The organism is Mesorhizobium sp. WSM3879 (assembly GCF_002294915.1).
Lineage (GTDB): Bacteria > Pseudomonadota > Alphaproteobacteria > Rhizobiales > Rhizobiaceae > Mesorhizobium.
Map to the genome: position 1 here is coordinate 144,524 of NZ_NSFZ01000013.1, position 17,003 is coordinate 161,526.

Here is a 17,003-nt window from a genome sequence, read left to right on the forward strand (position 1 = left end):
GTTTCGACAATTCAATCGCAAGAGGCACGGCTTCGCACCTTTTACGTTTACGTCAATTCTATACCGACAGCCGGCACCTGACGCAAGGGCGTTGTCGGAAACACAGCTTTATGCCGCACTCGGAAGCCATCGGGCCGGCGGGTCAGGATTATGCGCCATTTCTTAAGGTTGGTTAACGCCTTGTTTACCACGTTGGGCGAAATGTGCGCATGTCGGTCACCCGTGTTTATCCTGTAGCGAATTTTTCACGGTTTTCGAAGCGTGGGTGAGAAACCCGGGAAGCCCGTCTTCCTCCGCAGCAAAACCGCGCGGACGCCTTCGTTCCCGGCAGACTCTGGGAAACCGGTCTCAGCCGGTCATTCTGAACACGGGCGCATCGATGAACAGCAAGCGGTCCTATCTCGATACACTCAACGCCGGTAGGCAGCGCCGGTCGCAGACCTCGCTGGAGGATCTGAGCCGCTCGCTCGAAACGCTGGAGCAGCGGCTGGAGCGGACGCGCAGCGACACGCCTGAGCGCCCCGATCCGCGGCGGCCGGCCCCCGAGCCGCGCTATGCGGCCGCGCAACCTTATGGTTCGCCCCGCTGGTACGAGGAAGCCTACACGACGCAGAGGGACCAAAATCGGGGACCGCAAAACCGCGGGCCGCAGAACCCGGCGGCCGCAGCTTCCGACTTCGGCCCCAATTATCAGGCCATTGCCCGCGACATCGACCGGGTGCGCGGACAGGAAGACGGCGTCGCGATGGTTGGCAAGATCGCGGTCGAATTGCGCGGACTGCGCGAGGAGTTGCGCCATCAGATGACCGCCGGCCTGCAGCGCGAATTCGACGCGCTGCGTCAGGATATCGATCGCGCCATGCAGGCGGCGAGCCAGCATGGTGCCCCCGCCGACAAGAACAGCGCCGAGCTCAGCCTCGAGTTCGAACGGCTTTCCGGCGCCATCCACACGCTTGCCGAAAAAAGCGACGATCGCAGCGTCAACCTGCTGCGGCTGGAGTTGGAGCAGGTCAAGGCGGCGCTCGACACGCTGGCGCGCGAGGAAAGCGTGCGGGCCGTCGACCAAAGCGTGCAGGCCGTCGACCGCCGCTGGGACGATTTCGATCGCCGCTGGAGCGCCTTCGAGGATCGCGTCGACGCCGACCAGCGCCAGCGCGCCGAGGGTCCCAATCTTTCGGCGCTGACCGACCGCCTCGAACAGATCAGCAGCGCGGTCAACAACCTGCCGCAATCGCTGTCGCTCGCCTCGCTGGAGGAAAAGGTGCGCACCCTCGCCGGCGCGGTCGACCGTTTCGCCAGCCAGCAGACGATGCGCGGCGGCGAGACGCTTGCCATGATCGACGAGCGGCTGGACGAGATCTCGCGCGCCATCGTCGCCTCGACCGTGGCCGCGCAGGCCAATGCCTTCGATCCGGAAACCTTCGGGCGAATCGAGAAACGGATCGCCTCGCTGGCGGAGCAGATCGAGGAGGTCGCGCAGTCACGTCCCGGCGCCGAGGTCATCGACCGCCTCAACCTTCTGTCCAGCCGTGTGGACGAGCTCGCCGGGCGCGCCAACCTGCCGGAGCAGGCGATGGAGCGTCTCGGCAAGCAAATTGCTTTGATCACCGACAAGATAGACCGCGCGCCGGCGATGCCCGACGCCGACCACATCTTCCAGGGCCTGGAGCAGCGCTTCGACGCGCTGTCCACGCTGCTCGAGCGCCGCCAGGGCGATGCCATCGAGCAGAGCAACCTGCTGTTCCGCGACCTCGAGCGGCGGCTGGACGAAGTCGCCGACAGGCTCGACCAGCGCATGCGACAGGACGACGCCACCGATATCATGGAGGCGATCGACGCCCGCTTCACCGCGCTTGCCAAGCGCATCGAGACGCGCGCGCCCGATCCCGCCAACGAGATGGCGATCCGTGGCCTGGAAAGCCGGCTCGAGGACATTTCCAGCCGGCTGGAATCCTCCGCCGCGCAGGTCGCCGGCATTGATCCGGCACTGATCCGCAGCCTTGAGTCGCAGGTGACCGCCCTTTCGGCGCATCTTTCGAAGCCGAGCGCACCGCTGCCCGACTTCGAGGACATCAGCCCGCGCCTCGACGAGATCGAGAAGTCGCTGGCCGGCACGCGCGATTCCATCCTCACCGTCGCGCGCGAGGCTGCGGAGAACGCTGTGCGGTCGCTGGGCGAATCGAGTTCCGGCACGGCTGCTTCCAACGCAGCCGCCGTGAGCGGGCTCGCGCAGGACCTGAAGACGCTCGAAGCGCTCACCCGCCGTTCCGACGAGCGCAATTCGCGCACGTTCGAGGCGATCCACGACACGCTGCTCAAGATCGTCGACCGGCTCGGCTCGCTCGAGGCCGAAGGTCCCAGTGAAGCGGTCAGCGAACTGATCGACCCGCAGCCGGGCGGCAAGCGGGCCGCCCGCACCGGCAAGATCGCCGTCCAGGACGCGCCGTCGATGGATATCGACCAGCCGCTGCCACTGACCGGAGACATCGCCGATCTCGATGCGCGCGCCGCCTCCATCCTGCGCCACAATCCGGTTTCGCGAAACGAGCCGGCTGCACCGGGCGAACCTGTTACGCGTGGCGAACCTGTTACGCGTGGCGAATCTGTTACGCGTGGCGAACCTGTAATGCGCGGCGAAGCTGCCGCTCGCACGCCCGCCGAGGCCGCGGCCGCCGCCGCAATGGCTGCGCTCGGATCGGACGAAATCGGCGAGAGGGCCGAGACGACCGGCCGCAAGAAGTCGATGTTCAGCGGACTGGCGCGCGCCTTCAGGGGCAAGAAGAACGAGGACACGCCGCCGCTTGCCGGCTCGGCACCGGCCGGCGACGTTCCGACCGTCGACATCGACGAACCGCTCGATCCCAGAGCCGCCAACCGGCCGCTCGAACCTGGATCCGGCGCGCCGGACCTCAACGCCATCATGAAGCGCGTGCGCGACGAGCGCGGCGGTCAGCCGGCCAAGCGCAGCGAGACAGATGCCGCCAAATCCGATTTCATCGCGGCCGCCCGCCGCGCGGCGCAGGCCGCCGCCGCGGAAGCCGACGCGCTGAAGCGGCAGTCGACGATGACCGGCCCGGTGAAGGCGCTCAGAATCGGCGATCTGCTCAAGGCGCGGCGCAAGCCGATCCTGATGGCGGCGGCCGCGATCATGATGGCACTGGCCGGCCTGCAGCTCGGCAAGGCGTTCTTCTCCGACCCCGCGCCGGTCGCCAGCAACGACGTCGCGCCGATGGTCTCCACCCAACCGGTCGAAACCGCCTCGCTCGATGTCAGCACGCCCAAGCCCGACACGGGCACTGCGAAGCCCGAGAGCGCGCCGGCGCGTGCCGTCAGGCAGGCCGAGCCGTCGAAGGACGATCCAACGCCACAGGCCGCCTTTCAGCCATCCGCACTCGAAATACCCGCGGCCGCGGCGCCAGCCGAACCGGCGCCTGCTCCGGCGACTCCGTCCGCGCCAGCCCGGCCCGCGCCGATGGCTTCGGCGACACCGTCGGAGCCAGTCTCTCCGGCTGCGAACGGGCCTGCCATGGACACGGACGGCGACGCGCAGCCCACCATCGGCCCGCCGCCGGCGAGCACAGCAGTGCCCGGTGCCGCCGCAGCCGGCGCTTCCTCGGCCGGCACGCCGGCAAGCACGTCCGCCGACACCACGGGCACCGTCCCGCCGGGCGGCGGCCAGACGGCAGTATCGGCCGCCAAGATCGATGTCCCGGCCGATATCGGTCCGGTGGCGCTGCACGACGCGGCCGCAGGCGGTGACGCCAAGGCGCTGTTCGAGATCGGCTCGCGCTACGCGGAATCGCGCGGCGTCAAGGAAGACATGGCGGCGGCCGCCAAATGGTATGAGAAATCCGCCGAACTGGGCTTCGCACCGGCCGAATACCGCATCGGCAATTTTTACGAGAAGGGCATCGGCGTCGCGCGGGACATCAAGAAAGCCAAGACCTATTACCAACTCGCGGCGGAACAGGGCAACGCCAGCGCCATGCACAATCTGGCGGTTCTGTTCGCCATGGCGGCGGACGGCGTGACCGACAATGAGTCGGCGGCGCACTGGTTCCAGGAGGCGGCTGACCTCGGTGTCAAGGACAGCCAGTTCAATCTCGGCATCCTTTCGGCCAAGGGCGTCGGCATGAAGCAGAACCTGGAGGAATCCTACAAATGGTTCGCTCTCGTCGCCAAGACCGGCGACAAGGACGCCGCGGCCAAACGCGACGAGATCGCCAATGCGCTCAGGCCCGAGCAGCTCGAGCGGGCGCGCGCCGCCACGGACCTGTGGAAGGCAAAGCCGCTCAACGCGGCCAGCAACTCGGCCGACATTCCGGAATCCTGGCAGGACAGCACGCCGCAGACCACCGCCGGCATCGACATGAAGAAGGCGGTGAAGAACATCCAGCTGATCCTCAATAAGAACGGCTATGATGCCGGCGGCGCCGACGGCGTGATGGGCGACAAGACCAAGAACGCGATCATGGCCTTTCAGACCGACAACAAGATGAAGCCAACCGGCGAGATCGATGCGCCGCTCGTCAAGGCGCTGCTTGCGCACAAATAACGGCAGGCGCGTCGCTTCCGCGACGGCTTGCCACAGATTTGCCTGTTAACTGATTGAGACGGTTTTCGTTTCGGCGCGGCGGTGGGTTTCCTGTCGGGCATGTTCGGGGTCGGCGGCGGCTTCCTGATCACGCCGCTCCTGATTTTCTACAACATCCCGCCGGCGATCGCGGTGGCCACGGGGGCCAACCAGGTCATAGCCTCCTCCTTCTCCGGCGCGCTGTCGCACTTCAAGCGCGGCACGCTCGACTTCAAGCTCGGCGGAGTGCTTCTCGCCGGCGGCATCGTCGGCTCGACCGCCGGCATCTATGTCTTTGCGCTGCTGCGCCGGCTCGGCCAGTTGGACCTCTTCATTTCGCTGCTCTACGTCGCGCTGCTCGGCACCGTTGGCGGGCTGATGCTGGTCGAGAGCGTCAACGCGCTGCGCGCCTCGCGCAGCGGCGCGGCGCCCGTGCTGAAGAAATCCGGCCAGCACAACTGGATCCACCGGCTGCCGTTCAAGATGCGCTTCCGCGCCTCGAAGCTGTTCGTCAGCATCATCCCGGTGCTCGGCCTCGGCGCGGCAATCGGCTTCCTGTCGTCGATCATGGGCGTCGGCGGCGGCTTCATCATGGTGCCGGCGCTGATCTACCTGCTCAAGGTGCCGACCAACGTCGTTATCGGCACCTCACTGTTCCAGATCATCTTCACCTCGGCCTACACCACGCTGGTGCATGCCACGACGAACCAGACGGTCGACGTGATCCTGGCCTTCCTGCTGATGGCGGGCGGCGTTGCCGGCGCGCAATATGGCGCCAAGGCGGGCCAGCGGCTGCGCGGCGAGCAGTTGCGGGCGCTTCTGGCGCTGTTGGTTCTGGCCGTCGCCATCCGCCTGGCCATCGACCTTTTCGTGACGCCTCCCAATCGCTATTCGCTCGCGGGCCTGACCTGATGGGGCCGTTGAGAGCGTTCGCAGCCGCCATCCTGTCGCTCGCTGCTGCAGCACTGCCGGCGGCGGCACAGACGCCGGCGATGGAAAGCATCCAGATCGGCCTGTCGACCGACGCCATTTCTATCACCGCCGGGTTTTCCGGCGCTGACCTCACCATTTTCGGCTCGCTGGAAAATCCCGATCCGCTGATCGCGCGCCAGGGACGCTACGATGTCATCGTCGTGCTGGAGGGTCCCGCCCGCCCCGTCGTCGTGCGCCGCAAGGACAGGGTGCTCGGCGTCTGGATCAATCTGGAATCGGAGACTTTCGAGAACGTGCCGGTATCCTACTCGGTGGCGACGACCCGCCCGCTGCAGGACATCACCGAGCCGAACAGCTACAAGCAGCTGTCGCTCGGCGCTTCGAACCTCTACATGCAACCGGCCGAGCCCAGCGACAGCCCGATCACGATCGAGGAATTCACCTCGGCACTTCGCGAGCGCAAGACGGCGACCGGCCTTTACAGCGAGAATGTCGGGGGCGTCCAGTTCCTGTCGCAGAACCTGTTCCGCGCCACCGTCCGGCTCGCGCCCAACATCCCGGTCGGCACCCATAAGGCACGCGCCTTCCTGTTCAAGAGCGGCATGTTCGTGAAGGAGAGCTCGGCCCAGCTCGAAATCCGCAAGTCCGGTTTCGAACAGTCGATTTTCCGCGTCGCGCACGACTATTCCTTCTTCTACGGCGTGTTCGCCGTGTCGCTTGCCATGCTCACCGGCTGGCTCGGACGCATCGTTTTCCGCAAGGATTGACGTTTTTCGCGGAATGAGGGTTCCCCTTTTCCCGGATTTGGGATAAGTCGCCGCCTCCCAACTCGGGGACAAGCACACATTCAATTCGGCAGAGCGGTCCGGCGACCGGGTGACGGCGCGTTTTTCGACGCCGGCGATGCGCTGCGACGAAACCAATGACAGGAGGCTGCTATGCATCCAGCATTCGGCGGCATCGATTTCGGCACGTCCAATTCCACAGTGGGCGTGATCCGCCACGGCCGGGCGCAACTGGTAGCACTGGAGGGCGAACAGCCCACCTTGCCGAGCGCCGTCTTCTTCAACTTCGAGGACGGCCACACCTATTTCGGCCGCCGCGCGATCGCCGACTACACCGACAGCGTCGAGGGCCGGCTGATGCGCTCGCTGAAAAGCGTTCTCGGCAGCTCGCTCGCCAACGAGAAGACGCGCATCAAGGCGCGCCTGATCGGCTTCACCGACATCATCGGCTTATTCATCAGCCATTTGAAGAGGCGGCTGGAAGAGGATGCCGGCGGCCCGGTCGAACGCGTCGTGCTCGGCCGCCCCGTGCAGTTCGTCGATGACGATGCCGACGCCGACGCCAAGGCGCAAAGCGAGCTCGAAAAGGCGGCGCGCGCACAAGGGTTCAAGCACATCGCCTTCCAGTTCGAGCCGATCGCGGCCGCACTCGACTACGAACAGAATGTCGCCCGCGAAGAGCTGGCGCTGATCGTCGACATGGGCGGCGGCACCTCCGACTTCTCGATCGTGCGCGTCTCGCCGGAGCGCGCCCGCTCGGACGACCGCAAGGGCGACATATTGGCCAATCGCGGCATCCATATCGGCGGCACGGATTTCGACCGGCTGCTCAGCATCGCCCATATCATGCCCGAGCTCGGCTATCTGACCCCGACCAAGGACGGCAAGCGCAATCTGCCGGCAAGTTATTTCATCGACCTCGCCACCTGGCAGCGCATCAATCTCATTTACACCGCGAAGGCGATGTCGGATTTGAAGCAGATCCGCTTCGAAGCCGAGCGCGCCGATCTCGTCGACCGCTTCATCCACATTGTCGAGCATCGTTACGGGCATGCGATGGCCGGCCTGGTCGAACGGGCCAAGATCACGCTGACAGAACATTCCTGGGCCGAGGTGAAGGTGTCGCTGCCCGGCGTACGCTTCGCGGCCGGGATCACGCGCGCCGGCCTGGAAGAGACGATCGGCGGTGACATCGAACGGGTGGCCGCGACGGTCAGGCAAACGATTGCCGACGCAGGCGTTCCCGCTTCGGCCATCACCGCCGTGTTCCTCACCGGCGGTTCGACGGCGATCCCGCTGGCAAAGCGGCGGATCCTTTCGCTGGTGCCGCAGGCCTCGGTCATCGAAGGCGATATGTTCGGCTCGGTCGGGCTTGGGCTCGCGCTTGATGCGCGGCGCAAATTCGCCTGACGCTTCCTTGCTCTAGCCCCTCCCCGTTGACGACGCGTCCTGCTTGCCGGTGAGATGCGCCTTGAGCGCCATTTGCGCGAGGCTCGCCTGCCGGTCGCGATGGGTAATCATGGCGAAATCGCGTTTCGGCAGAACGACCGGCACGGATCGCAAGCTGCCTTCCGCCAGCGAGCGCGCAATGACGAGCTCGGAAATTATGGTCGCGCCGGCACCAGCCTCCACCGCCTGACGCACAGCCTCGTTGCTGGGCAGGACAAGAAAGATCTGCAACTCCGCCGGCGGAACCCCTTCACTGCGCGCAAAATCCTCCAGCGCCTCGCGCGTGCCCGACCCGCCCTCCCTGATGATCCAGCGCAACGACCTGATGTCGAGGTTTCCCGCCGGCGTCATCGGAAGCTCGGGATGTGAGCCCGCAACGACCAGCATCGGGCGATCCTCATCGACCGTGGCGCGCCGCAATATGTCGGACTCGGTTCGGCCTTCGACTAGCCCGAAATCGGCCCGGCCGTCCAGCACATTGGTTTCCACTTGCCGCGTGTTGCCGATGGTGACGCTCAGGCGCACCGCCGGATAGGCCTCGTGGAAGGACGCCAGGCGCCTCGGCAGCCAGTAGCTGGCGATGGTCTGACTGGCCGATATCGACAGGCTGCCGGTGATGGTCTGGGAAACATGCTCCAGCACGTTGTGGGCAGCCGCTGCCCGTTCCAGAACAGCCTTGGCTTCGGGCAGGAAGCGGTGGCCGGTCTGCGCGAGCTCGATGTTGCGGCCGACCCGGTTGAACAGCCGCACGCCATGATGGCTTTCAAGCGCGCGGATGGCGGCAGAGGCGGCCGATTGCGAGATGCCGAGCAGGTCGGCCGCCTTGGTCATGTGGCCATGCTCGGCGACGGCGACGAAGATGCGAAGCTGATCGAGGGTCATGGCCAACTAAGAAGCAAAATCGATCGGAATTACAAGAGCGGCTTGTTAGACAGATCAATCGCTTTGTTCTAACTTTTTAGCCGAGCTTGGAAAAAATTGGCCGTTCTGCCGCCAAGGTTGGAAATGATCGGGCGCTTCAAATCCCTTTTCGCGCATTGGAGCCGCCAGCTGAAGCGGCAGCTCGCCGGCGACCGCTACCATCCTGAGCTGCACTATATGCGCGGGCCCGGCCCGAAGACCAAGGCCAAGATGGCAAGCGACAAGAGCGTTCGCGGATAATGAGCCTAGCTGAACCACGCGGCGCAAACTCCGCGCCCTCCCAGCGGCCGTTGGCCGACAGCCAGGCGCCTGACGAAGGCGACGGCGTCGAGACCTCGCCGAGCGTGTCCGACCGCATCGCCAAAACCACCTGCTACATGTGCGCCTGCCGCTGCGGCATCGACGTCCACATCAAGGACGGCAAGGTGCGCTACATCAACGGCAACAAGGACCACCCGGTGAACCGCGGCGTGATCTGCGGCAAGGGCAGCGCCGGCATCATGCAGCATTACAGCCCGGCGCGGCTGAGGAAGCCGCTGCTGCGCACAGGGCCTCGCGGCTCCGGCGAGTTTCGCGAGATCGAATGGGACGAAGCGCTCACGATCGCCACCGAGCGGCTGTCGGCGATCCGCCGCACCGATCCGAGAAAGCTTGCCTTTTTCACCGGGCGCGACCAGTCGCAGTCGCTGACCGGCTGGTGGGCGAGCCAGTTCGGTACGCCCAACTTCGCCGCCCATGGCGGCTTCTGCTCGGTCAACATGGCGGCCGGTGGGCTCTACACGATCGGCGGCTCGTTCTGGGAGTTCGGCGAGCCCGACTGGGACAACACGAAATACTTCATGCTGTTCGGCGTCGCCGAGGATCACGATTCGAACCCGATCAAGATCGGCCTCGGCAAGCTCAAGGCGCGCGGCGCCAAGGTGGTGTCGATCAACCCTTGCCGCACCGGCTACAACGCGGTTGCCGATGACTGGATCGGCATACGACCCGGCACGGACGGACTGTTCGTGCTGGCGCTCGTCCATGAGTTGCTCAAGGCCGGCCGCATAGATCTCGACTATCTGCTACGCTACACCAACGCGCCGGTGCTTGTCGTGCAGGAGCCCGGTTCCGCCGATGACGGATTGTTCATGCGCGATGATGACGGCAACCTGTTGGCTTGGGACAGGGTGGCGAAGGCGCCCGTCAATGCCGCCGACCCGGATGCGAAACCAGCACTGACCGGCAACTACACCGTCAATGGCCGCCGCTGCGCACCGGTATTTCAGCTGATCGCCGACCGATACCTGGACGAAAGCCATTCGCCGGAGGCGGTATCGGAGCGCTGCGGGGTCGGCGCCGACACCATCCGACGGATCGCGGCTGAGCTGGCGCATGTCGCCTTCGAGCAGGCGATCGAGCTGCCGGTCGCCTGGACCGATCGGGCGGGCCGCCGGCACGAGACGATGAAGGGCCGGCCGGTCTCAATGCATGCCATGCGCGGCATCTCGGCCCACTCCAACGGCTTTCATACTTGCCGCGCCATCCACCTGCTGCAGGTTCTGCTCGGCACGGTGGACGTGCCCGGCGGCTTCCGCTTCAAGCCGCCCTATCCGCGTTGCGCGCCGCCGGGGCCAAAGCCCGCAGGCAAGAACGTCCGCCCGATGACGCCGCTGGAGGGCATGCCGCTCGGCTTCGTCTCAGGGCCCGACGATCTGCTCGTCGACGAGGTCGGCACACCGATCCGCATCGACAAGGCCTATTCCTGGGAAGCGCCCTTGGCCGCCCACGGCCTGATGCACAGCGTCATCCGCAATGCCTGGGCCGGCGACCCTTATCCGATCGACACGCTGATGATGTACATGTCGAACATGGCCTGGAACTCCTCGATGAATACCGTCGAGACGGTTCGTATGCTCACCGACAGGGACGAGGCGGGCGACTACAAGATCCCCTTCATCATTTATTCCGACGCCTATTATTCCGAGACGGTGCCGTTCGCCGACCTGGTGCTGCCCGACACGACCTATCTCGAGCGGCACGACTGCATCAGCCTGCTCGACCGGCCGATCAGCCATGCCGACGGGCCGGGCGATGCCATCCGTCACCCGGTGGTGCAGCCGGACCGGGATGTCCGGCCGTTCCAGTCGGTGCTGATCGAGCTCGGCGCGCGGCTCGGCCTGCCTGGTTTCGCCAACGAAGACGGTTCGGCGAAATACCGCGACTATGCCGACTACATCGTCAACCACGAGCGCACGCCCGGCATCGGCCCGCTTGCCGGCTGGCGCGGTAAGAACGGCGACGCGATCGGCAAAGGCGAGGTGAACCCGGACCAGTTGCAGCGCTACATCGACAATGGCGGTTTCTGGCACCACGGGTTCGCCGACGACCAGCGCTATTACAAGATGGGCAACCGCGCCTATCTCGACTTTGCCGTGCAGATGGGATTCATCTCCAAGGCCGATCCGATCATCTTTCAGCTCTATTCGGAGCCGATGCAGCGCTTTCGCCTCGCCGCGCGCGGTCATGGCAAGGTGCAGCCGCCGGAGGCCGAGCGCGACCGGATCGAAGCCTATATGGACCCGCTGCCGTTCTGGTACGCGCCCTTCGAAGACGACACCGTCGATCTCCAAAAATATCCGCTGCATGCGCTGACGCAGCGGCCGATGCACATGTACCATTCCTGGGGCTCGCAGAATGCGTGGCTGAGACAAATCACCAGCCAGAACCGGCTGTTCGTGCACCGGGAGACGGCAGCGAGGCTTGGGCTGGCCGACGACGACTGGGTGTGGATCGAAAGCATCAACGGCCGCGTGAAGGGTCAGATCAAGCTGATCGACGGCGTCAACCCGGACACGGTCTGGACCTGGAACGCGATCGGCAAGCGGCGCGGCAGCTGGGGGCTGAAGGACGACGCCGCAGAGAGCAATCGCGGCTTCCTGCTCAATCACATCATCGGCGACCAGACCGCAGCCACCGTCAACGGCAAGCGCTATTCGAACTCCGACCCCGTCACCGGACAGGCGGCATGGTTCGACGTGCGCGTGCGTATCGCCAAATGCGCCGCGGGAGAGGCCGGCTTCACCGAGCCGCAATTCGAGCGCTTGCGGCAGCCGCCAAATTTCGAGCCGTCACCGGATGTGCTTCGCTTCGGCGATGGATTCCGCATAAAAAGGGAAGCCGCCGAATGACCTGCCTTCCCGCCCAAACCGAGAAGAAGCTCGGCCTCGTCATCGACCTCGACACCTGCGTCGGCTGCCAGGCCTGCGTTACCGCTTGCAAGGAATGGAACACCGGCGGACACATGGCGCCGCTGACCGACATCGATCCGTATGGCGGGCGTGTCGACGGCGTCTGGTTCAACCGCGTGCACAGCTATGAGCACACGACCGAACAAGGCGGCCGCACGGTGAACTTCCCGCGCTCCTGCCTGCATTGCGAGCAGCCAGCCTGCGTCACCGTCTGTCCGACCGGCGCCTCCTACAAGCGCGCCTCCGACGGCATCGTGCTGGTCGACGAGGACAAGTGCATCGGCTGCAAGCTGTGCAGCTGGGCCTGTCCCTATGGCGCGCGCGAATTCGATACGGATGTCGGCGTGATGAAGAAATGCACGCTGTGCGTCGACCGCATCTACAACGATAATCTGGCGACAGAGGACCGCGTGCCGGCCTGCGTCGCCGCCTGCCCGACCAGCGCCCGCCATTTCGGCGATCTGGGCGATCCCGCCTCGGCAATCTCGCACCTGGTGGAAGAGCGTGGCGGCGTCGAGCTGATGCCCGAGCTTGGCTACAAGCCGACCAACAAATACCTGCCCCCGCGTGCCCGCTCCGAGCGCGCGGCGAAGGTGGACGCGCCGGCGCTGGAACCGATCCGGACCGACGGGGGCTTCCTCGGCTGGATCGACCGCATGCTTTCGAACTGAATTCGCCCAGCCATGCATCCCGCCTATTCCGTCGTCTTCTTCACCACCGCCACCGGGGCCGGCTACGGCCTGCTGGCGCTGCTCGGCGTCCTTGGCGGGCTGGGATTGATCGCGCCCGAGTTCTGGCTCGGGCTCGTCGGCATGGCGCTTTCGCTTGGCTTGATCGCGGCCGGCCTGCTCTCCTCGACCGGCCATCTCGGCCGCCCTGAACGCGCCTGGCGCGCCTTCTCTCAATGGCGAAGCTCCTGGCTGTCGCGCGAAGGGGTCGCCTCGGTTGCGACCTTCATCCCGGCCGGGCTGTTCGGCATTGGCTGGGTGCTGATGGGCAAAAGCGGCGGTTGGGTGGCCATCGTTGGCCTGCTGGCTGCCGCCGGCGGCGTCGTGACAGTCTGTACGACCGGAATGATCTATGCCTCGCTGAAGCCGATCGCGCAGTGGCACAGCCGATATACTTTGCCGGCTTATCTTATTTTCTCGGCAATGACGGGTAGCTTGCTACTCAACGGCCTGCTGCGAAGCTTCGGGGCCGGATCAACCTTGGTTCTGGCCGGCGCGCTGCTTGCCACGCTCGCCGGGTGGGGCTGGAAGCTTGCGACCTGGCATTACAACGACAGGCTGGAAATCCCGACCACGGCCAACACGGCGACCGGCCTGGCCGGCGGCACGGTGCGGTCCATCGAATGGCCGCACACCGAAGAAAACTACCTGCTCAAGGAGATGGGTTTTCGCATTGCGCGCAAGCATAGCGCGAAGCTGAGGCGCATCACGCAGGTGCTGGCCTTCGCCGTGCCGGCCATCTTGCTCGTGATCGCCTTCGCCTTGCCATGGCCTTTCGCAGCAGCCGCATCACTGCTTGCAGCGCTTATGCAATTCGCGGGCATGCTGGTCGAACGCTGGCTGTTCTTCGCCGAGGCAAAGCACACCGTCACGCTCTATTACGGCAGATGAAGCCGCTTCAGCCCGGCCGGAGCATCGAGCCGGAGATGGCGAAGATGCGCTCGGCGCCCAGCATGTAGGCAACAAGCGTTTCCAGGCGGAACAGTCCGGCATAGGCGCGGTCGAGCACGTTGAGCGAGCCGGTATAGGCGCCGAAGGCCGGCATGATCATGCGGCCGCCGTCACCGGCGAAGCAGCGCCGCCTGACCGAGCGGCCGCGCTGGACGATGCGGGCGCAGGGGTGCAGATGGCCGGCGATCTCGCCCTCCACCCGCAGCTTGGATGGTTCATGGCGGAAGACAAGCGAACCGATCGCGAGTTCCCTCACCGTCTCGCCAGGCAGGTCGGCGGGAGCATCCGGATCATGGTTGCCGGCAACCCAGAACCAGTCGCGGCCGGCCATCATCGCCTCCAGCCGCTCGCGGAAGCTTAGATGCATGCGCTCGGCGCCGCCGCCGTCGTGGAAGGAGTCGCCAAGGCTGACGACGATCCGCGGACCGTAGTCGGCGATCACGGCCTGCAGCCGCAGCAAGGTCGCACCTGTATCATAAGGCGGGATCAGCGCGCCGCGCCTGGCGAAGGACGAGCCCTTTTCGAGATGCAGGTCGGAGACCGCAAGCAGCCGCAGATCGGGGAAATAGAGCACGCCGCGCCGGTCGCAAACCGCTCGTTCGCCAGCGATGCCGACGAAGTCGGCCTCGGCGACCAGCGTTGCGCGCGACAGCGAAAAATTCATCCCCTCTTGCCTTCTCTCAGTCGGCCATCTCCGGCCCCATGGCCTCTTCAACGAGGGTGGCGGCATCCATCAACAGCGTTTCATCCGCCTCGCCATGCACCGGCATCTTGCCGATTTCGAGCATGATCGGCACGGCTAGCGGCGATATCTGTTCCAGGTCCTTATGCACGATTCGACCGCGGATGCGCGAGAGCATCTCGGCAAGTCTGCTGACATCGAGCAACCCGGTCGCTGCATCGGCACGGGTCGCCTGGAGCAGGATGTGGTCGGGCTCGTGGCTGCGCAGCACGTCATAAATCAGGTCTGTCGAGACAGTAACCTGGCGGCCGCTTTTCTCCTTGCCGGGATGACGTTTCTCGATCAGTCCGGAGATCAGCGCGCAGTTGCGGAAGGTGCGCTTGAGCAGCCAGCTGTCGGCAAACCATGCCTCGAGATCGTCGCCGAGCATGTCCTGATCGAAGAGCGCAGCCAGCGATGGTTTTTTGTTTTTGAACATCCAGCCCATGTCGGCCAGCGACCAAATCGCCAACGCATAGTCGGTGGCAACGAAGCCGACCGGTTTGGCGCCCGCTCGATCCAGGCGGCGCGTCAGCAGCATGCCCAGCGTCTGATGCGCAAGCCTGCCTTCGAACGGATAGGCTACGAGATAGTGCCGGTTTCCGCGTGGAAAGGTCTCGATCAGCAGATCGTCCCGTTTCGGCAGGACGGATTTATCCGCCTGAAACCGCAGCCAATCGGCCACCTGCTCGGGCAGCTTCTTCCAGCGCTGCGGATCGTCGAGCATGGCGCGCACCTGCTCGGCGAGATAAGTCGAAAGCGGGAATTTGCCGCCGCCGTAGTAGGGCACCTTTGCTTCGCTTCCGGGAGCATTCGACACGAAGCACTCATTGTCGCGGATACCCTCGAAGCGCAGAACCCTTCCGGCGAACATGAAAGTGTCGCCATAGGTCAAGGTCTCGAGAAACGCTTCCTCGATCTTTCCCAAGACTCTGCCGCCGCGCGAGGCCGCGCCCTTGCTTCCAGCCTGGACGTAACGAACGTTGAGGGCCGGCACTTCGATGATGGTCCCGACATTGAGCCGGTACTGTTGCGCCACGCGGGGATTGGATACTCGCCACAAGCCTTCCTTGGTTTGGCGAATGCGGGCGTAGCGCTCGTAGTTTCTCAGCGCGTATCCGCCGGTGGCGACGAAGTCGATGACCCGGTCGAATGTCGGGCGGTCTAGGCTGACATAGGGCGCAGCCGACCTCACCTCGTCAAACAGCGCGTCGGCGTGGAACGGGGCACCGCAGGCGCAGCCGAGCACATGCTGCGCCAGCACGTCGAGCCCGCCATTGACCAAAGGCGGCGTGTCCTGCGCGCCGAGATAGTTGGCGTCGAGCGCGGCACGGCATTCAAGCACCTCAAACCGGTTGGCCGGGATCAGGATTGCCTTCGATGGCTCATCCATGCGGTGGTTGGCGCGGCCGATGCGCTGCGCCAGGCGGCTGGCCCCCTTCGGCGCGCCGACATGCACGACCAGATCGACATCGCCCCAGTCGATGCCCAGGTCCAATGTCGAGGTGGCGACGATAGCGCGCAAGGCGTTTTCGCCCATCGCCTTCTCGACTCGCCGCCGCTGGGCGACGTCGAGCGAGCCGTGATGCAAGGCGATCGGCAACGTGTCGTCGTTGACGCGCCACAGCTCCTGAAACAGCAGCTCGGCCTGGCTGCGCGTGTTGACAAAGAGCAGCGTCGTCTTGTGCCGCTTGACCTCGCGATAGATCTCCGGAGTGGCGTAGCGGGCGGAATGGCCAGCCCATGGCACCCGCTCTTCGGAATCGAGAATGGAGATGTCGGGCTTGGCGCCGCCTGTCACGACGATCAACTCGGACATGGCCTCAGGGGAAGCCTGGCTGACCAGCCAGCGCCGCAATTCATCCGGCTCGGCGACCGTAGCCGACAGGCCGATGGTCTGCAGCTCAGGGACAAACGCGCGCAGCCGCGCCAGGCCTAGCGCCAAAAGATGCCCGCGCTTCGAGGTGACGAGCGAATGCAATTCGTCGAGGACGACATAACGCAAATCCTCGAAGAAGCGCCTGGCGTCGGCCGAGGCAATCAGAAGCGCGAGCTGTTCGGGGGTGGTGAGCAGGATGTCGGGCGGCGCGAGCTTCTGCCGCTGGCGCTTGTGCGAGGGCGTGTCGCCGGTGCGGGTTTCGATGGTCACCGGCAGTCCGATCTCCTCGACCGGCTTGCCGAGATTGCGCTCGATGTCGACGGCCAGCGCCTTGAGCGGCGAGATGTAGAGCGTGTGGATGCCGCGATGCGCCCCACCGGGCTTGCGCCGCGGACGTCTGGCGAGCTCGGTAAGCGAGGGCAGGAATCCGGCCAGCGTCTTGCCGGCCCCGGTCGGCGCGATCAGCAGCGCCGATTGGCCGGCTTGAGCCTTCGCCAGCAGTTCGAGCTGGTGCGCGCGCGGCGACCAGCCTTTTGCAGCGAACCATTTTACGAATGGCTCGGGGAGAACGACGGCGACATTCTGTTCGGCAAGGCGCGGCTGCTCTGTCACGCGCAAAGAGGTAGCGCGCTGGCAAGCGATCGCCAAGGAAAATCGGAACAAAAGGGGATCATTCTTCCCCTCTCCCCATGTGGGAGAAGGTGGCCCGGCGCGCAGCGCCGAGACTAATGAGGGTGATCCAGCTTGGCGCTACTTACCCCTTGTATCTGCGCGGAGGAGACTTTGTGCGAGAAGAGCGACTGAGCCTCGAACCGGACGGCCATCCGATTCGA

The 17,003-nt window shown here is 65.2% G+C and carries 11 protein-coding genes; 8 read left to right on the forward strand and 3 right to left on the reverse strand.

The features are described 5' to 3' along the window. Positions 1-379 precede the first annotated feature (379 nt). The 4 genes from CK218_RS24820 (at position 380) to CK218_RS24835 (ending at position 7,701) form a co-directional block, all read left to right on the forward strand. Positions 380-4,555 carry a peptidoglycan-binding protein gene (locus CK218_RS24820; RefSeq protein ID WP_095829206.1) on the forward strand — a complete coding sequence of 1,392 codons (4,176 nt, stop codon included), beginning with the start codon at positions 380-382 and terminating at the stop codon, positions 4,553-4,555. 81 nt (positions 4,556-4,636) lie between these two features. Next, the gene (locus CK218_RS24825; protein WP_278052572.1) at positions 4,637-5,485 is read left to right on the forward strand and encodes a sulfite exporter TauE/SafE family protein; all 849 of its coding nucleotides are present in this window, start codon (positions 4,637-4,639) and stop codon (positions 5,483-5,485) included. Further along, complete coding sequence (locus CK218_RS24830; protein ID WP_095829207.1) at positions 5,485-6,273, forward strand: TIGR02186 family protein; 789 nt, start codon at positions 5,485-5,487, stop codon at positions 6,271-6,273. The genes CK218_RS24825 and CK218_RS24830 overlap by 1 nt, the downstream gene beginning before the upstream one ends. A gap of 171 nt (positions 6,274-6,444) precedes the next feature. Beyond that, positions 6,445-7,701, forward strand: a complete 1,257-nt coding sequence (locus CK218_RS24835) for an Hsp70 family protein (protein WP_095829208.1) — start codon at positions 6,445-6,447, stop codon at positions 7,699-7,701. A gap of 12 nt (positions 7,702-7,713) precedes the next feature. On the opposite strand, the gene CK218_RS24840 is transcribed toward CK218_RS24835, so the two are convergent. Further along, positions 7,714-8,622, reverse strand: a complete 909-nt coding sequence (locus CK218_RS24840; RefSeq protein ID WP_095777474.1) for a LysR substrate-binding domain-containing protein — start codon at positions 8,620-8,622, stop codon at positions 7,714-7,716. A gap of 123 nt (positions 8,623-8,745) precedes the next feature. On the opposite strand from CK218_RS24840, the gene CK218_RS30775 reads away from it, so the two are divergent. From CK218_RS30775 to CK218_RS24855, 4 genes are read left to right on the forward strand one after another with little or no spacing between them, the layout of a single operon-like run. Then, the gene (locus CK218_RS30775) at positions 8,746-8,901 is read left to right on the forward strand and encodes a hypothetical protein (RefSeq protein WP_179294591.1); all 156 of its coding nucleotides are present in this window, start codon (positions 8,746-8,748) and stop codon (positions 8,899-8,901) included. After that, on the forward strand, positions 8,901-11,831 hold the full coding sequence (locus CK218_RS24845; protein ID WP_095829209.1) for a molybdopterin oxidoreductase family protein: 2,931 nt from the start codon (positions 8,901-8,903) through the stop codon (positions 11,829-11,831). Before CK218_RS30775 ends, CK218_RS24845 begins: the two co-directional genes overlap by 1 nt. Next, entirely contained in the window at positions 11,828-12,562 is a 735-nt protein-coding gene (locus tag CK218_RS24850; protein ID WP_095829210.1) for a 4Fe-4S dicluster domain-containing protein, read from the forward strand. Before CK218_RS24845 ends, CK218_RS24850 begins: the two co-directional genes overlap by 4 nt. Positions 12,563-12,574: 12 nt before the next feature. Next, on the forward strand, positions 12,575-13,510 hold the full coding sequence (locus CK218_RS24855) for a DmsC/YnfH family molybdoenzyme membrane anchor subunit (RefSeq protein ID WP_095829211.1): 936 nt from the start codon (positions 12,575-12,577) through the stop codon (positions 13,508-13,510). 7 nt (positions 13,511-13,517) lie between these two features. Here the strand turns inward: CK218_RS24855 and pdeM are convergent, their stop codons facing one another. Together pdeM and CK218_RS24865 are read right to left on the reverse strand one after the other, a co-directional pair. Beyond that, the gene (gene pdeM / locus CK218_RS24860; RefSeq protein WP_095782905.1) at positions 13,518-14,234 is read right to left on the reverse strand and encodes a ligase-associated DNA damage response endonuclease PdeM; all 717 of its coding nucleotides are present in this window, start codon (positions 14,232-14,234) and stop codon (positions 13,518-13,520) included. Positions 14,235-14,250: 16 nt separating this feature from the next. After that, positions 14,251-16,782, reverse strand: coding sequence for a ligase-associated DNA damage response DEXH box helicase (locus CK218_RS24865; protein WP_095829221.1), 2,532 nt, complete (start codon positions 16,780-16,782; stop codon positions 14,251-14,253). Positions 16,783-17,003: the final 221 nt, after the last annotated feature.